This window comes from Candidatus Omnitrophota bacterium (assembly GCA_026387175.1).
In the GTDB taxonomy this organism is placed as follows: Bacteria; Omnitrophota; Gorgyraeia; order 2-01-FULL-45-10; family 2-01-FULL-45-10; genus CAIMPC01.
In genome coordinates, this window is sequence record JAPLME010000007.1 from 231,972 (window position 1) to 247,818 (window position 15,847).

General features: G+C 48.9%; 30 protein-coding genes and 1 pseudogene. All 31 read right to left on the minus strand.

What is annotated here, in order from left to right:
- Positions 1–206 precede the first annotated feature (206 nt).
- Entirely contained in the window at positions 207–845 is a 639-nt protein-coding gene (gene rplQ / locus NTY76_04230; protein ID MCX5678298.1) for a 50S ribosomal protein L17, read from the minus strand.
- Complete coding sequence (locus NTY76_04235) at positions 845–1,825, minus strand: DNA-directed RNA polymerase subunit alpha (GenBank protein ID MCX5678299.1); 981 nt, start codon at positions 1,823–1,825, stop codon at positions 845–847. Before NTY76_04235 ends, rplQ begins: the two co-directional genes overlap by 1 nt.
- 70 nt (positions 1,826–1,895) lie before the next feature.
- Entirely contained in the window at positions 1,896–2,522 is a 627-nt protein-coding gene (rpsD, locus tag NTY76_04240; protein MCX5678300.1) for a 30S ribosomal protein S4, read from the minus strand.
- Complete coding sequence (gene rpsK / locus NTY76_04245) at positions 2,522–2,917, minus strand: 30S ribosomal protein S11 (GenBank protein ID MCX5678301.1); 396 nt, start codon at positions 2,915–2,917, stop codon at positions 2,522–2,524. Before rpsK ends, rpsD begins: the two co-directional genes overlap by 1 nt.
- Positions 2,918–2,934: 17 nt before the next feature.
- The gene (rpsM, locus tag NTY76_04250) at positions 2,935–3,345 is read right to left on the minus strand and encodes a 30S ribosomal protein S13 (protein MCX5678302.1); all 411 of its coding nucleotides are present in this window, start codon (positions 3,343–3,345) and stop codon (positions 2,935–2,937) included.
- 25 nt (positions 3,346–3,370) lie between these two features.
- Complete coding sequence (rpmJ, locus tag NTY76_04255; GenBank protein MCX5678303.1) at positions 3,371–3,484, minus strand: 50S ribosomal protein L36; 114 nt, start codon at positions 3,482–3,484, stop codon at positions 3,371–3,373.
- Positions 3,485–3,494: 10 nt separating this feature from the next.
- Positions 3,495–3,716, minus strand: a complete 222-nt coding sequence (gene infA, locus NTY76_04260; protein ID MCX5678304.1) for a translation initiation factor IF-1 — start codon at positions 3,714–3,716, stop codon at positions 3,495–3,497.
- 5 nt (positions 3,717–3,721) lie between these two features.
- Positions 3,722–4,477: a type I methionyl aminopeptidase gene (gene map / locus NTY76_04265; protein MCX5678305.1), complete on the minus strand. Its 756-nt coding sequence runs from the start codon at positions 4,475–4,477 to the stop codon at positions 3,722–3,724.
- Positions 4,474–5,130 (minus strand): adenylate kinase, encoded by a 657-nt coding sequence (locus tag NTY76_04270; protein ID MCX5678306.1) that lies wholly within the window; start codon positions 5,128–5,130, stop codon positions 4,474–4,476. The genes map and NTY76_04270 overlap by 4 nt, the downstream gene beginning before the upstream one ends.
- Before the next feature lie 10 nt (positions 5,131–5,140).
- Positions 5,141–6,493, minus strand: a complete 1,353-nt coding sequence (gene secY / locus NTY76_04275) for a preprotein translocase subunit SecY (GenBank protein MCX5678307.1) — start codon at positions 6,491–6,493, stop codon at positions 5,141–5,143.
- A gap of 1 nt (position 6,494) precedes the next feature.
- Positions 6,495–6,941, minus strand: coding sequence for a 50S ribosomal protein L15 (gene rplO / locus NTY76_04280; GenBank protein ID MCX5678308.1), 447 nt, complete (start codon positions 6,939–6,941; stop codon positions 6,495–6,497).
- Positions 6,928–7,389: a 30S ribosomal protein S5 gene (gene rpsE, locus NTY76_04285; GenBank protein ID MCX5678309.1), complete on the minus strand. Its 462-nt coding sequence runs from the start codon at positions 7,387–7,389 to the stop codon at positions 6,928–6,930. The genes rplO and rpsE overlap by 14 nt, the downstream gene beginning before the upstream one ends.
- 245 nt (positions 7,390–7,634) lie before the next feature.
- Positions 7,635–8,003, minus strand: coding sequence for a 50S ribosomal protein L18 (gene rplR, locus NTY76_04290; GenBank protein MCX5678310.1), 369 nt, complete (start codon positions 8,001–8,003; stop codon positions 7,635–7,637).
- 27 nt (positions 8,004–8,030) lie between these two features.
- Positions 8,031–8,588 carry a 50S ribosomal protein L6 gene (rplF, locus tag NTY76_04295; protein ID MCX5678311.1) on the minus strand — a complete coding sequence of 186 codons (558 nt, stop codon included), beginning with the start codon at positions 8,586–8,588 and terminating at the stop codon, positions 8,031–8,033.
- Between the two features lie 15 nt (positions 8,589–8,603).
- Positions 8,604–9,002, minus strand: coding sequence for a 30S ribosomal protein S8 (rpsH, locus tag NTY76_04300; protein ID MCX5678312.1), 399 nt, complete (start codon positions 9,000–9,002; stop codon positions 8,604–8,606).
- Positions 9,003–9,025: 23 nt separating this feature from the next.
- Positions 9,026–9,211, minus strand: a complete 186-nt coding sequence (locus NTY76_04305; protein MCX5678313.1) for a type Z 30S ribosomal protein S14 — start codon at positions 9,209–9,211, stop codon at positions 9,026–9,028.
- A 6-nt stretch (positions 9,212–9,217) separates the two neighbouring features.
- Positions 9,218–9,775, minus strand: coding sequence for a 50S ribosomal protein L5 (gene rplE, locus NTY76_04310; protein ID MCX5678314.1), 558 nt, complete (start codon positions 9,773–9,775; stop codon positions 9,218–9,220).
- A gap of 3 nt (positions 9,776–9,778) precedes the next feature.
- Positions 9,779–10,090: a 50S ribosomal protein L24 gene (rplX, locus tag NTY76_04315; protein ID MCX5678315.1), complete on the minus strand. Its 312-nt coding sequence runs from the start codon at positions 10,088–10,090 to the stop codon at positions 9,779–9,781.
- 2 nt (positions 10,091–10,092) lie between these two features.
- Entirely contained in the window at positions 10,093–10,461 is a 369-nt protein-coding gene (gene rplN, locus NTY76_04320) for a 50S ribosomal protein L14 (GenBank protein MCX5678316.1), read from the minus strand.
- A 4-nt stretch (positions 10,462–10,465) separates the two neighbouring features.
- Positions 10,466–10,783, minus strand: a complete 318-nt coding sequence (gene rpsQ, locus NTY76_04325) for a 30S ribosomal protein S17 (protein ID MCX5678317.1) — start codon at positions 10,781–10,783, stop codon at positions 10,466–10,468.
- Complete coding sequence (gene rpmC, locus NTY76_04330; protein ID MCX5678318.1) at positions 10,773–10,967, minus strand: 50S ribosomal protein L29; 195 nt, start codon at positions 10,965–10,967, stop codon at positions 10,773–10,775. Before rpmC ends, rpsQ begins: the two co-directional genes overlap by 11 nt.
- Positions 10,967–11,386, minus strand: a complete 420-nt coding sequence (rplP, locus tag NTY76_04335) for a 50S ribosomal protein L16 (protein MCX5678319.1) — start codon at positions 11,384–11,386, stop codon at positions 10,967–10,969. The genes rpmC and rplP overlap by 1 nt, the downstream gene beginning before the upstream one ends.
- A 2-nt stretch (positions 11,387–11,388) precedes the next feature.
- Positions 11,389–12,063, minus strand: coding sequence for a 30S ribosomal protein S3 (rpsC, locus tag NTY76_04340; protein ID MCX5678320.1), 675 nt, complete (start codon positions 12,061–12,063; stop codon positions 11,389–11,391).
- Between the two features lie 178 nt (positions 12,064–12,241).
- Positions 12,242–12,562: pseudogene (rplV, locus tag NTY76_04345) on the minus strand (50S ribosomal protein L22).
- Between the two features lies 1 nt (position 12,563).
- On the minus strand, positions 12,564–12,848 hold the full coding sequence (rpsS, locus tag NTY76_04350) for a 30S ribosomal protein S19 (protein ID MCX5678321.1): 285 nt from the start codon (positions 12,846–12,848) through the stop codon (positions 12,564–12,566).
- Complete coding sequence (rplB, locus tag NTY76_04355) at positions 12,848–13,666, minus strand: 50S ribosomal protein L2 (GenBank protein MCX5678322.1); 819 nt, start codon at positions 13,664–13,666, stop codon at positions 12,848–12,850. The genes rpsS and rplB overlap by 1 nt, the downstream gene beginning before the upstream one ends.
- 24 nt (positions 13,667–13,690) lie before the next feature.
- Positions 13,691–13,969, minus strand: coding sequence for a 50S ribosomal protein L23 (rplW, locus tag NTY76_04360; GenBank protein MCX5678323.1), 279 nt, complete (start codon positions 13,967–13,969; stop codon positions 13,691–13,693).
- Entirely contained in the window at positions 13,969–14,661 is a 693-nt protein-coding gene (gene rplD / locus NTY76_04365) for a 50S ribosomal protein L4 (protein MCX5678324.1), read from the minus strand. The genes rplW and rplD overlap by 1 nt, the downstream gene beginning before the upstream one ends.
- A gap of 9 nt (positions 14,662–14,670) precedes the next feature.
- A complete protein-coding gene (rplC, locus tag NTY76_04370) occupies positions 14,671–15,372 on the minus strand; it encodes a 50S ribosomal protein L3 (protein ID MCX5678325.1) in 702 nt (233 codons plus the stop codon).
- Between the two features lie 17 nt (positions 15,373–15,389).
- Entirely contained in the window at positions 15,390–15,704 is a 315-nt protein-coding gene (gene rpsJ, locus NTY76_04375; GenBank protein MCX5678326.1) for a 30S ribosomal protein S10, read from the minus strand.
- 3 nt (positions 15,705–15,707) lie between these two features.
- A partial coding sequence (tuf, locus tag NTY76_04380; GenBank protein MCX5678327.1) for an elongation factor Tu occupies positions 15,708–15,847 on the minus strand: 140 nt, incomplete at its 5' end.

Consider the following 15,847-nt stretch of genomic DNA (forward strand, 5'->3'; position numbering starts at 1 on the left):
TCAAATAGATTTTTACGGGTCCTGCCATTGGCCATCGAAATTTTTCCACAGCAGATGTGCATGCCTAATGCACATCTGCGACAAGCGAAAGCAAGTGCCCGAAGGCTCAGACTGGTTATTGGGCCGAAAAATCTTATCTTAAAATAAAGAGCCCCCTAATCTTCGCTAGAAAATTAGGGAGCGTGAGTATGCTATTATACCTAAAACTACCTGTCGCCTCGTTTACGAAAGAGTCCTCTAAGGTTCTTCATGAAACCCTTCTGCCCGGCGATCTTTCGCTCTTCGCTCTTCGCCTTCTCGTTCCTTTTCTCGTCTTCGAAACTGGGCTTGGATTTCGGTATATGCTTTATGTTTTGTTCATCCTTCTTAACTTCCTTCTTTTCCTCCGCCGGTTTTTTGACCTCTTCCGGGGCAGTTTGTTTAGCGGTCTTCTTAGGCTCGCTCGCCGCTGCCTCCTTCCCTTTCTTCTTGGGAAGTTTTTCGACGATCTTTTTATCCGTGAGTTCCAGAATAGCCATTTTAGCCCCATCGCCCCGCCTGAAACCAAGCTGTATGATCCTGGTATATCCGCTCGTCCTGTTCTTATGACGCGGCGCTATCTCCGTAAAAAGCTTCCCCACCAGGTCTCTATCATTCAATATCTGGTAGGCTCTTCTTCTTGCGGCAACCGTGTCCTTTTTGCCAATTGTTATAAGTTTTTCAGCAAGCCTTCTCGCCACTTTAGCCCGGGCAAGTATGGTCTCTACCTTCTGATGAATAAACAGGCTCGATACCATATTTATCATCGTCGCCTTCCTGCGGGCGGTCATCATGCTGAGTCTTGAACGTTGTTTTCTATGTCTCATTATTCCGACTCTTTCTTAGATTTATCCTCTTCTATCTTAGTCCCAAGATTTATACCCATGTCCCCCAGTATCTTATTTATCTCAGCCAGTGACTTCTTGCCGAAATTTCTGTATTTCAGCATTTCGAGCTCTGACTTCTTGACAAGGTCGCCTATCGTCTTTATTTTGGCTTCCCTGAGACAATTCGAGCTCCTCACAGACAGTTCCAGCTCTGAAATCGGTATTTTTAGTTTCTCCTTAAGCTGCCTCTCCGCTTCCGTCTCCTCCGGCACCTCTTCCTCTTCAGGCAGTTTTCCGAACCCTACGAATATATCGAGATGCCTCTGCAGTATATTAGATGCGTAAAGAAGCGCTTCTTTCGGGTCTATGGCGCCGTTGGTCCATGCCTCTACTGTCAATTTATCATAATCTGTTATCTGTCCCACCCGAGTATTCTCGACGAAGAAATTCACTTTCTTAACAGGCGTAAATATGGAATCTACCGCTATCACTCCTATAGACTGGCCTTCTTTCTTATTGCGCTCCGCAGGGACATAACCTCTTCCGCGCGCGATCTCCATCTCGATCCTCAGCTTAACGTTTTTTGTGAGCGTCGCTATATGCAGGCCAGGATTTACTATCTCTACCGTCTCGTCAGTCTTTATATCTTTGGCGGTCACTTCCCCCTTCTTTTCGACATCGATGATCATCGGTTTTGGGATCTTGAAGTGGGACTTCAGCACCAATTTCTTTATATTCATTATGATCTGCGGCACATCTTCGAGAACACCGTTTATGGCTGAAAATTCATGATGTACGCCGTCTATCTTTATGCTGGTTACGGCAGTTCCCTCTATGGAAGATATCAGCACTCTGCGCAGGCCGTTACCGATCGTCATGCCATAGCCTCTCTCGAACGGCTCTGCCACAAACTTCCCGTATGTAGGAGTGTGGGTCGATTCATCCAATACGAGCTTTTTAGGCATTTCGAAACTCTTCATGCTTATACCCATATCACATATCTCCTTAAATTTACCCCGTTTAAAAGCCCGTCCCGTTACAAGATTTATTTTACTTGGAGTATAACTCGACTATCAACTGTTCCTGTATCGGGAACCCTACATCCTCTTTCGTCGGTATAGCTGTAACCTTAGCTTTCAGGGCCTTGTCGTCGACTTCCAGCCATTTAGCTGTAGGCCTATCCTTAAGAATTTCCACTCTCTCATTGAGAGCTTTTGTAAGCTTTTCTGAGACTTTTACGGAGATCTCCTCTCCGAGCTTGACTGTATAAGCCGGTATATCGACTCTCTTCCCGTTTACATACACTCTGCCATGCTGAACGAGTTGCCTTGCCTCTGCCCTTGAATTACCGAGGTTCATCCTGTAGATCACATTATCGAGCCTTCTCTCAAGCAGTTGAAGCAGCATAATACCCGTTACTTCCTTGGATCTTTCCGCAATCTGGAAATAATGCCTGAACTGGCGCTCTAAAACGCCATATATCCTTTTGACCTTCTGCTTCTCTCTCATCTGAAGGCCATAGTTAGACTCTTTCTTTCTGATCTGGCCGTGTTGGCCGGGGGCGTACTCTCGTCGCGATATTGCGCACTTATCAGTGACGCACCTTGAACCTTTTAAGAACAGCTTAGCGCCTTCTCTCCTGCAAAGCCTGCACGATGGACCGGTATTCCTCGCCATTACACTCTCCTTCGCTTCGGTGGACGGCATCCGTTATGCGGTATCGGAGTGACGTCCTTAATCGATCTGATCGCAACACCGGCTGCCTGAATTGACCTTATAGCGGACTCCCTGCCGGCGCCGGGGCCTTTCACTACCACATCGACCTCTTTAAGGCCTCTCTCAACCGCTTTCTTGGCCGCGCTCTCGGCCGCTATACCGGCGGCAAAGGGGGTCGACTTTTTGGAGCCTTTGAAACCGGCGCTGCCGGTCGACGCCCATGTCAGCGCGTTGCCTTCTTTATCGGTGATCGTGACGATCGTATTATTGAACGACGCCAATATATGGACAACGCCGCTCGAAACGGCCCGTACTATCTTTTTGCTTTTTTTTGCCTTAGGTTTTTTCTGTTCCACTTTGCACCCTTCTTATTTTACTTTTTCCCTGCTGTTGGCTTCAAGGCGGGCTTTTCCGCTTTTATTCTCTTGATACCGACTGTCTTCCTGGGCCCTTTTCTGGTCCTGGCGTTAGTCTTTGTCCGCTGGCCCCTTACGGGAAGGCCTCTCCTGTGCCTGAAACCCCTATAAGTTCCCGCGTCTATGAGCCTCTTGATATTGGACGAAATCTCTCTTCGCAAATCTCCCTCGACCTTATAATCCCTCTGAATGATCGTAGCGAGCCTGGCGACCTCCTCTTCAGTGAGATCCTTGGCCCGTTTATCGGGGCTTATGTTCGCTACCTTTAATATCTTATTGGACAGAGACCTGCCTATTCCGTAAATATACATCAAGGCTATCTCGGTCCTCTTCTCCTTTGGAATATCAACACCCAGTAATCTCGGCACTTATTCCTCCTGTCGACTTAAAAAACTATCCCTGCCTCTGCTTATGTTTGGGATTCGCGCATATCACTTTTAGCGTTCCTTTACGGCGCACTATCTTGCACTTGGGGCATATCTTGCCTATACTCGATCTTACTTTCATATATTTTTTCCTATTTCTCTCTGCGGACTATTCTTCCCCTCGACAGATCGTAAGGAGAAAGCTCCAATGTCACGCTGTCGCCGGGCAATATCCTGATAAAATGCATCCGCATCTTCCCTGAAATATGCGCCAGCACTCTATGGCCGTTCGCAAGATCAACCCTGAACATCGCGTTCGGCAGTGTCTCTACTACTTTACCTTCAACAACTATCGCTTCTTCTTTAGGGCACATAATATTTACGCTGTTAATATCTCAGCTTCGCCCTCCCTTATGACTATCGTATGCTCGAAATGAGCTGAAAGCTTCCTATCGCACGTAACGACCGCCCAGCCGTCCTCCAGGGTCTCAACTTCATAAGTCCCCGCGTTCACCATGGGCTCTATCGCCAGCGCCATTCCGGCTTGAAGCCGCGGGCCCGTACCGGGCCTTCCGTAATTAGGGACCTGCGGATCTTCCCAAAGTGCGCTTCCTATGCCATGGCCGACTAGATCTCTTACGACGCTGAAGCCGTGCCTCTCGACATATTCCTGGATGCTGGCCGAGACATCGCCGAGGCGCGAGCCGGCTATCGCATTCCCGATCCCCCTGGAAAGCGATTCCTTCGTAACCGATATCAGCTTCTCAGCGGCCTCGCTTATTCTTCCTACGCCGACGGTGATCGCGGCGTCGGCATAGTACTCTTTGAATTTCACGCCGATATCGATCGAAACTATATCGCCTTCTTCAAGCATTCTTCCGGACGGTATGCCATGCACGACGACCTCATTGACCGAAGCGCATATATTAGCCGGATACTCCCTGCCAGCGACCTTAATTCCTTTGAAGGCCGGAACTCCGCCGCGCCTGACAATCTCTTTTCTCGCGATAGCATCCAGCTCGACCGTACGCGCACCCGGCTTCACGTTTTTACGCAGAATCTCAAACGTTGCCTTGATTATCTGCCCGGCGCTGCGTATCGACGAGATTTCGTCTTCGCTACGCAGGACGATCATGCAAGTTTTGCGTCTTCAAACAACTTAGAAAGAACTTTGAACAATTCGTCTACCCCCATATCGCCGGAAACCTTTTCCAGAATTCCCTGCTTGCTGTAATAATCGATCAGGGGTTTAGTCTGGTCTTCGTAAACTTTCAGCCTGTTTCGCACAGTCGCTTCATTGTCATCCGCCCTGTGGTAAAGCTGCCCTCCGCATTTATCGCAAATGCCCTCTTTTTTTGGCGGAATGTTCTTTATATGATAATTGAAACCGCAGGACTTACATACCCTCCTGCCGGTCAGCCGCTCTATGGCCACATTCGTAGAGGTCTCAAAATATATGACAGCGTCGATCTCTGTGCCCATATCCTTCAGCGCGGAACCGAGGTCCTCCGCTTGTTTGATAGTTCTCGGAAAGCCGTCCAGAATGAAACCTTTTTTAGTGTCGGGTCTCTTAAGCCTCTCCGCAACTATACCCGTCACTATCTCATCCGGAACGAGAGCGCCTTTATCCATATATTCTTTAGCCTTAAGCCCGAGAGGCTGGCCGCTCTTCACGGACTCTCTAAGTATATCCCCTGTTGAAATATGAGGAAGGTTATACTTTTTGGCAAGCACCACACTCTGCGTTCCCTTGCCTGCCCCCGGAGGCCCCAATAGAATCAATTTCACCTTAAATCCTTTACGATGATATACGGCCTTTGAGCTTACCCTTCTTCATAAAGCCCTCGTAATGCCTCATCAGCAGATGCGACTCGATCTGTTTCATGGTGTCGAGCATAACACCGACGATGATAAGGAGTCCCGTACCGCCGAAAAAGCTGGCGACAAGATACGGTATCTTGAGCCAGCCCGATATAAGACTGGGCAGTACCGCTATTATCGCAAGGAATATCGCTCCCGGAAACGTTATCCTCGTCATTATGAAATCCAGATATTCTGCGGTCTGTCTCCCCGGCCTTATGCCGGGAACGAATCCGCCGTATTTCTTCATGTTGTCGGCAATGTCGATCGGATTGAAAGTTATAGCAGTGTAAAAATACGCAAAGAACATTATTAAGAGCGCATAGATCGAATTATATACCCATTCGCCCCGCGTCAACATAGCGGCGAACTTCTGGAAACCCTGATTCGGCACAAAGCCGGCTATGGTCGCGGGAAAGAGTATTATGCTCTGCGCGAATATAATCGGTATTACGCCGGCCTGGTTTACCCTGAGCGGCAAGAACGTCGCCTGGCCTCCGTATATCTTACGCCCTACAACGCGCTTCGCATATTGCACCGGGATCTTTCGCTGGCCCTGCGTTACCACTATCACCGAAATGACGACTCCCACAAGAAGCACTATCATGATCACTAAAGTGAAAGGATCCAGCTGCGCTTTCTCCGGCGCGAACGGGCTGAAGAGCGACCATAACTGATACAGCGCGGTCGGTATTCTTGAAACTATACCGGCCGTGATGATAAGCGACATGCCGTTACCGATCCCGTATTCCTGTATCTGCTCACCGAGCCACATTATGAAAGCCGTACCGCTGGTAAGCGTTATCACAGTAAGTATCCTGAAGGACCAGCCCGGAAACTGCGCTATCTGCAGGCCCTGAAAATGCGCCGGATTCTCGAGCCATAACGCGATAAAGTAAGATTGGACGACGGATAGCGCTATGGTGCCGTATCTGGTATACTGAACTATCTTCTTATGTCCCGCCTCGCCTTCCTTCGCGAGCCTCTCGAGGGCCGGTATCACGGCTGTCAGGAGCTGTATTATGATCGAAGACGAGATATATGGCATGATACCGAGGGCAAATATGGTCATCCTCGATATGGCGCCGCCTGAGAACATATTCATTATGCCAAAGAGCTGCCCGCCCTGGCTCTGAGCGACATGAGCGAAAAACTGCGCTAATTTTGCGCCGTCAATACCGGGCGTCGGTATATAGGTGCCTATTCTGTATACCGCTATAAGGCCAAGTGTGAGCATCACCTTCTTGCGCAGATCCGGTATTTTTAATATATTCGCAAAAGCCTCTATCATCTTATCGCCCTAAGTATTCGATTTTGGCACCGGCGGCAGTAAGCAGCTTTTTTGCGCTTTCCGAGAATTTATGCGCCTTGACGGTCAAGGCTTTTTCGAGCTTTCCGTGGCCCAATACCTTTACCGGCTCCTTAACGCTGCCTATTAAACCCGCTTTCTTAAATTCATCCGGCCCCACAGTGCTATTTGCGCTAAATCTATTCAGAGATTCCGTGTTAACCACCTGATTGTATACCTTGAACATGATGCCGAAGCCCCTCTTAGGGATCCGCCTTATAAACTGCATCTGTCCGCCCTCAAAACCGGGACGAGTGGTCCTCCCTGAGCGCTTCTTCGCGCCTTTACGGCCGCGGCATGATGTCTTTCCATGTCCTGAGCCGGAACCTTTCCCTCGTCTTTTAGTCTTCCTGTTAGCACCCTTAGGTGCGCCTATTTCATTTATTTTCACCGGTCACTACCTCTTCTTCGATAATTCTTTGTAATCTCAAATGTTTCAAGCCGTCAATTGCCGCCTTTAAGACGTTCAAAGCGGAATCGGAGCCCAGGCTCTTGGTAAGAATATCCTTTATGCCGCCCGCTTCGCATATAGCGCGCACAGCGCCTCCGGCAATTACTCCAGTGCCTTCTCTTGCAGGTTTCAATAGCACCCTGGCAGCCTTAAAACGCCCGATCATCTCGTGAGGTATCGAGGTCCCTTTAAGGGGTATCTTAAACAAGTTTTTCTTCGCATCGGTCATGCCCTTGCGTATGGCTTCGGCGACTTCATTGCCTTTTCCAAATCCAAGCCCGACATTACCTTTACCGTCGCCCGCGACTACTAGCGCGTTAAAAGAGAACCTGCGTCCGCCTTTAACTACCTTGGCTACCCTCTTTATACTTACGACCTTCTCTATCAGGCCGTCTTCATCGCCGCGACCGCGGGACTGCCTCTGCGGCCTTCCTCCGCCTGCGCGCCGGGGCCGCCTTTCGCTCTGCCCGGGAGCCTTAACGGACAGCGTTTGAGCGGCAGCTTCCGCTTTTACATCGGCCGCTTTTTGCCCGCCTGCATCCGTCTTCTCGGCCGCGTCGGCCTGGCTTTTCGCCGTATCTTTTATTTCATTTTCATTCTTACTGTTGTCTGCCAATTTACGCTCCTCTTGCTTTAGAACTGTAAACCGCCCTTACGAGCGGCCTCTGCCAGCGCCTTAACACGCCCATGGTATAGATAACCGGCCCTGTCGAATACCACCTTCGTCACTCCGGCCTTTTTGCTTCGTTCAGCTATAGCCGCGCCGAGAAGCGAGGCACCCTTGATATTACCGCTATCTTTTCCAGACTTTTCCCTTACTTCAGGTGAAAGCGTCGACAGCGAGACAAGCGTTCGACCGGCTGCATCGTCTATTATCTGCGCATACATATGGCTCAAGCTTCTTCGAACGCTCAGCCGGGGCCGCTCAATAGTCCCGATGACTTTTTTACGGATTATCTTGCGCCTTCTCTCACGTCCCTCGATCTTTATCCATTTCTTCATTTTTTATCCGCTTTGCTTTTTGATATTTTATGCCGCACCGGCGGCACCGGCGACAGCTTTGCCGGACTTGCGTCTCACATATTCGCCTGAATACTTTATACCTTTTCCTTTATAAGGTTCCGGCCTGTAATAGTCCCTTATCTCAGCCGCAACTTCACCGACCTTCGCTTTATCTATCCCTGTGATAACGATTATGTTAGGTTTCGGCGTTACTATAGTAATGCCGTCCGGTATAGCGTAATTTATAGGGTGAGTGTAACTCAATTGAATATTCAATACCTTGCCCTGTACCGCGGCCTTAAAACCTACGCCGGTGATTTCAAGCTCTTTCTTGTAGCCCGCGGTGACGCCTATGATCATATTGTTAACCAAACTGCGTATCAATCCGTGTGTGGACTTGTCCTGCTTCATGTCGGAAGGCCTGGAAACAGAGAACGTATTGTCCTTAACCTCTACTTTGAAGCGGGGAAGTGCCTTATAAGATAGTTTTCCGCCCTTCCCTTCAACGGTTATTGCATTATCCGCCGAAATGGTTATCTTCACGCCAGCCGGTATTGCTATTGCTTTTTTACCTATTCTTGACATCGCGACATCTCCGCATTACCACGCATAACAGATAACCTCTCCGCCCACCTTTTGGTCTCTGGCCTCATTATCGGTTAAAAGCCCTTTTGAAGTGGATATTATGGCAACTCCCAAACCGCCGTATACCTTAGGTACTCTATCGGATTTTTTATAGACTCTAAGCCCCGGGGTCGAAATCCGTTTTAACCCCAGGATAGAAGGCGTTCCATTCTTCAGATATTTAAGATATATCCTAAGAATACCCTGCTTGTTATCCTTTATAACCTTGTAATTGGCTATAAAGCCCTCTTTCTTCAGAATCTTTAATATGTTTTCCGATACAACGGAATTCCTTGCCTCGGCCACATCTTTCCCGGCTCGGCTCGCGTTCCTTATAATAGTCAACATATCTGCTATCGGATCTGTTAATGACATACAACTCTCTTTCCTTTAAATTATTACCAACTTGCTTTGACCACGCCCGGAATCTCTCCGCGGGAGGCCAGCTCCCTGAAGCATATACGGCACATCTGGAACCTTCTCATATATCCTCGCGGCCTGCCGCAAAGCTTGCACCTGTTATAGTTTCTCACTCCGAACTTCTGCGGCCTCCGCTGTTTTACAATAAGCGATGTCTTTGCCATCTTATATTAATCCTTCTGCTTTTTTACGAACGGTATTCCGATAAGCCTTAAAAGCTCATATGTCTCTTTCTCGGTCTTAGCGGTCGTAACTATAGTGATATCCATGCCATGCACTTTCGTTATCTTATCGGCGTCAACTTCCGGAAATATGCTCTGTTCATTCAGGCCGAATGAATAGTTTCCCGTCCCATCGAAAGATTTCACGGACAACCCTCTGAAATCTCTTATCCTCGGTATTACCACAGAGATGAGGCGATCCAGGAACTCGTACATCATCGTTTTTCTGAGCGTGACCTTACAGCCTATCGACGAGCCCTTCCTTATCTTAAAATTCGCTATCGCTTTTTTAGCTTTGGTGACGACCGGCTTCTGTCCCGTTATCATGGCAAGCTCATGCTGGGCGGCGTCCAGGAACTTTATGTCCTGCGCCGCCTCTCCGAGCCCTACATTTATCACGATCTTTTTGAGCCTGGGCACCGCAAGCTTGTTCTTATAGCCCAGCAACTTCATCATCTCCGGCGATATTTCGTTATTATACCTTTCCAACAATCTCGGGGTTGCCATATGTTAGATCACCTCTTTACATCTTTTACAGTATCTTGAATGCGTTCCATCGGCCAGGACGTTTATGCCTACGCGCGAAGCCTTATTGCAGTTCTTACAGAATAGGGCAATATTAGAAATATGTATAGCGCTCTCCATCTGCACTATCCCGCCTTGCTGATCGGCCTTAGTCTTACGGGAATGCTTTTTCACGTAATTTATACCTTCGACCAACGCTTTATCCTTGCTGGGCATCATCCTGAAAACTTTCCCGGTCTTGCCTTTGTCCTTCCCGGCCAAAACGTATACTATATCATTCTTTTTTATCTTATTCATATTTACAGCACCTCTGGCGCTAATGATATTATCTTCATGAATTTCATCTCGCGAAGCTCTCTCGCTACAGGGCCGAATATTCTGGTACCCTTGGGATTCTTCTGGTCGTCTATTATTACGACCGCGTTCCTGTCAAATCTCAACTTTGTGCCGTCGGGCCTGGTTAACGGAAAGGCGGTGCGCACCACCACGGCTTTCACCACTTCATGGTCTTTCACGATGCCATCAGGCGCGGCCTCTTTGATATTGCAGGTTATTATATCGCCCACATCGGCGAATTGCCTGTTGCCTCTACCGAGGACCCCTATCATGGATGCCCTCCTGGCACCGGTATTATCCGCCACATCCAGAATAGTTCTCATCATTATCATAATATTATTCCTGACCCTTAGCGCTCAAAGCCTTTTCGGCTAAAACAGGTTCATCGTTAGCGCCCGCCTTCTTAATGATCTCTACTAGCCGCCATCTCTTAGTCTTAGATGTGGGCCTAGTCTCCTGTATCCTCACCGTATCGCCTATCCTTGCGCTATTTTTTTCATCGTGTGCTTTGAACTTAGTGGCTTTTCTCATTATCTTCTTATAAACAGGGTGATGCGTAACCCAATCGACCCTGACCGAGATGGTCTTATCCATCTTATCGCTTACAACTACTCCGATCTTCTCTTTACGCTTACCTCTCGTGTTACTTGGCATTCGCCTTCTCCTTTAAAACAGTCTCGCACCTCGCGATGTCTTTCCTGACTATTTTCAACATATGCGGCTTTTCAATCCTGCCAGCCTTAGCTTCGGTCCTCATATTGAACAGATCTTTTTTCAGCGCCTCGACCTTCAGGGCTATCTCATCCGCTGTCATATTCCTTAGTTCATTGGCCTTTATCATGCGTGCATATCCCTTGTGATAAATTTGGCCCTGAGCGGTATCTTATGCGCGGCAACCCTGAAGCACTCTTTTGCTACCTCCATAGGAATACCTTCCATTTCGAATAGCACTTTACCCCTTCTTACGACCGCAACCCAGTGGCTCGGATCTCCCTTACCTTTACCCATCCTTGTTTCAGCCGGTTTCTTTGTAATCGGCTTATCCGGAAACACCCTTACCCAGACTTTGCCGCCGCCCTTAAGGTTTCTCATCAACGCCACTCTGGCCGCTTCGATCTGCCTGTCGGTAAAGTACCCGTTCTCCAGCGACTTGAGGCCGAATTCGCCGAAGGACATCGTGGCGCCCCTGGACGCGCTGCCGCGCATCTTACCGCGCTGCATCTTTCTGAATTTCACTCTTTTAGGCATCAAAGCCATAGCTACCTCGCTCCCGGATTTTTCGCTTCAGCTTCGTCTTTGGCTTTATCAAGGATCTTATCGCCTTTATATATCCATACCTTTATGCCGATCAGGCCGTATGTTGTGTGCGCCTCCGCGAATCCGTAATCGATGTCTGCCCTCAGTGTCTGCGCCGGCACAGAACCGCTCCTGTAGCTCTCTTCTCTGGCGATTTCCGAGCCTCCCAGCCTTCCTGAGCAGATGATCTTGACTCCATAAGCGCCGCCATCCAACGCCGCCTGGACCGACTTCTTCATGGCCCTCTTATGTGAAATACGTTTTTCGATCTGAAACGCTATATTCTCGCAAACAAGCTGAGCGTCCGTATTGGCGTTCTTTATCTCTTTGATATCGATAAGGATCTCTTTGCCGGCCACAGACTGAATCCCCTCTTTCAGCTTCTCTATCTCTGAACCGCGGCGGCCTATAATGATTCCCGGACGGGCGGAGTATATCAATATCCTTACTTTCTCGCTGGTCCTCTCGATCTCTATCTTTGAAACAGCCGCCGTCGCAAGCGCTTTCTTGATATATTTCTTAATCTTCAGGTCTTCGTGAAGCAGCTTAGGAAACTCGGCCTTCGTCGCGAACCAACGCGATTTCCAGTCGTAAATGTACCCAACCCTGAAGCCATATGGATGTACTTTCTGGCCCATCTTACTCCTTACCCTTCTTACCGTGTTCAGTTTTTGTTGATTCTTTTGCCTTAGGCTTCTTAATTGCCTGGCCTTCCTTAGAATTTCCCTTAACTGAAACCCTGGTATTTTTTATTTTCTTGCTTCCGGCCGGAGCGGCCGCGCCCTGGAGCGCCGGCGCTTTTTCGATATTCGAGTCAAGCTCAACAGTAATGTGGCTTGTACGCTTGCGAATCGTGGTGGCCCGTCCCATGGAAGCCGCCCTGAATCTCTTGAGCTGCGGCCCGCCATTGGCGATCAAGCTGGAGATATAAAGGCTCGAAGCGTCCATTCCGGGTATGCGCTTGGCATTCGCTATCGCCGAATTAATAGCCTCTATAAGTATTCCCGACGCTTTCTTCTTCACGCTGTATAATATCGCGACCGCGTCTTCCGCCTTCTTTCCTTTTACAAGCGCTATTACCGGCCTCACCTTCCTTGGCGAAATTCTTATGTATCTTAAAGTGGCTTTCGATATCATATTATGTCTTATCCATTGATATTTCGGTCGCGGCGCCGTGCTTCTTGAACGTCCTTGTCGGAGAGAATTCGCCGAGCTTATGGCCGACCATGCTCTCTGTCACATACACAGGGATAAACTTCCTGCCGTTATAAACAGCCATAGTGATTCCGACAAAATCCGGGGTTATAGTGGATCTCCTGGACCATGTCTTTATCGGCTTCTTATCGCCTGCCATGGCGGCCTTTTGCACTTTAATCAGAAGCTTCTCCTCAACGTAAGGTCCCTTACTGGTCGATCTTGACATTACTTTCTCCTCTTGACGATATATTTATCGGATGACTTACTCTTTCTAGTCTTAAGCCCTTTTGCATATTGCCCCCAAGGCGATCTGGGCTGTCCGCCGCTGGCTTTACCCTCGCCGCCGCCCATAGGATGGTCGTGCGGGTTCATGGCCACCCCTCTGGAATAAGGCCTTATCCCCAGCCATCTCGATCTTCCGGCTTTACCTACGGAGATCGTCTCATGTTCGGGGTTCCCTACGGTGCCTATCGTTGCCATGCAAGTAAGCGCGATCATTCTGATCTCTCCGCTGGGAAGCTTCACCTGCGCGTAATCGCCTTCTTTTGCCATTATAGTGCAAGCGTTTCCGGCAGAACGGGCGATCGAAGCGCCGGATCCGGATTTAAGCTCAACGTTATGTATAGGTACGCCCGCAGGGATATTATTCAAAGGGGTGGAATTACCGACCTTTATTTCGGCGGTATTACTGGATACGATCTCATCGTTCACTCCTAATCCCGCCGGAGCTATTATATAACGCTTCTCTCCGTCCTGATACTGCACCAGCGCTAATCGCGCCGATCTGTTCGGGTCGTATTCTATCGCGACCACCTTGGCCGGCATATCGAGCTTATCGCGCCTGAAATCTATGATCCGGATCATCCGTTTGTGGCCGCCGCCCCTGTGACGCGACGTAATTCTTCCGCGGTTATTTCTACCGCCCGTTTTTTTCTGCGGCACGAGCAGGGCCTTCTCAGGCTTACCCTTTGTAAGTTCCGAGAAATCTGAGATCTCGGTCCATCTCGTCCCAGGGCTCGTCGGTTTAAACTTTTTTAGTCCCATTTATTTTCTCTCTTTGATGTTTCTTTAAGTAACGTCTATCTTGTTTCCGGCTTTAAGCGTAACGATCGCTTTTTTCCAATCGGGAGTCTTGCCGATGGCATACCTGACTCGCTTGAGCTTTCCGCGCATCGATACGGTATTGACGCTGTCTGCCTTCACCTTATATATATCTTCAACCGCTTTCTTGATCTCTATCTTATTAGAGCTTTTATCCACCCAGAAGAGATACTTATTAAGAGTCTGCAGTGTCGACCCTTTTTCGGTCCGTATCATACCTTTCACAACATCATGAGCATTCTTCATTAGTTGAGCCTCCCGGGCAATTTCTCAAGCGCCGGCTTCGAAATGATCAGGTTATCGCAATGTAATACGTCCATCGTATTAAAATCTCTGTAATTCTTTACGGATACTTCCTGCATATTGCGCGAAGCCCTGATCACATTCTGATCTACGGCATCCACTACAAACAGGCTCTTACCGTCCAGTTTCAGCGCGTCGAGTAGTTCCCGGAATTTCTTCGTCTTCGGTTCCGATACGCTTACCTCTAAGATGCCTATCATCCTGCTGTCGGCAAGCTTCGAATTAATACTTGAAAGAAAAGCCGCCCTTTTCAACTTCTTCGGCATATCATATCTATAATCCCGCGTCTGCGGCCCGAATACAATGCCTCCGTGTCTCCATAGGGGCGATCGGGTGGAGCCTGCGCGCGCCCTGCCTGTGCCTTTCTGCCTGAACGGCTTTTTGCCGCCGCCTGACACATCGCCGCGGGTCTTGGTAGCGGCGTTCCCCTGCCTGGCGCAGGCGTTATACATAAGCACCGCCTGATAGAGCACAGCCTTATTTACTTTACCGGTAAAAAGTTCTTTATCGAGCTGGAACTTCTCAACCTCTTTACCCTTCACATCGAATACGGGTATAGAGGAGCTGAATTCAGGTTTCGAAGCCGTTTTCTTAGCCGTTATCTTTTTTTTGTTAACAGTTTTTACTTTAGCCATTCGTATTCTCTATTTCTTTACCGTTGCTTTAACACTCTTCTTCGCGCCGGCCGTCTGAACAAACACCTTTTTCACGTATCCCTTCGGCCTCTTCCTTGCTTCCTTCAGGATTAAATAGTTGTTCTTATGCCCCGGGACAGAACCTCTTACTATAATCAAATTTTTGTCATTGTCAACGTCTATCACCTCAAGGTTCTGGATCGATATGCGATCGGTTCCCATATGTCCGGGAAGGTGATGCCCTTTTGTAACACGACCGAGACGGGCGCCCGACTGAATAGAGCCGACAACGCGGCCGAACATAGAGCCGTGCCCCGTGTCTCCGCCTCTCCATCCCCACCTCTTAACACCGCCTTGAAAACCCTTTCCTATTGAGGTTCCGACTATATCCAGATAATCGCCTTTAGCAAATACCTCCGTGCCTATCTTCTGGCCAAGCTTGTAGATCGAGGGATCCTTGACCCTTAACTCGCGCACGAACCTTAGCGGCGGTACCTGCGCTTTTTTAAATCTGCCGAGATCCGGTTTGGTCGTCACCTTCTCGCGCTTCTCGCTGAAACCTATCTGTATCGCATCGTAGCCGTCATTGGCTTTTGTCTTGACCTGAAGCACGTAACACGGCCCGGCCTCGATCACCGTGATAGGGACATTCTTCCCGGCCTCGTTAAATATGTTTGTCATTCCGATCTTTTTACCTAATATACCTAGCATAGTTATGAATGTTAACCTTATTTTATTTCCACGTAAACGCCGGCAGGCAGGTCCAGCTTCTTCAGCGCATCTATCGTCTTGGAAGTCGGATTCACTATGTCCAGTATGCGCTTGTGCGTCTTTATCTGGAACTGTTCTCTTGACTTCTTGTCAACGTGCGGAGACCTCAACACCGTAAATATCTCCCTCTTCGTCGGAAGAGGTATCGGTCCTACGACGCTTGCGCCTGTGCGCTTGGCCGTATCGACTATCTCTTCCGTAGAGACATCGAGCAACCGGTGGTCATACGCCATCAATTTTATCCGTATTTTTTGAAGAGCCTGTTGTGTCATCTTTTACTCTATAACTTCGGTTACCACGCCCGCGCCTACGGTATGGCCGCCTTCGCGTATGGCGAAGCGCAGCTCTTTTTCCATGGCGATGGGAGTGATCAGCGCTACTTCAAAGGTCACATTGTCTCCGGGCATCACCATCT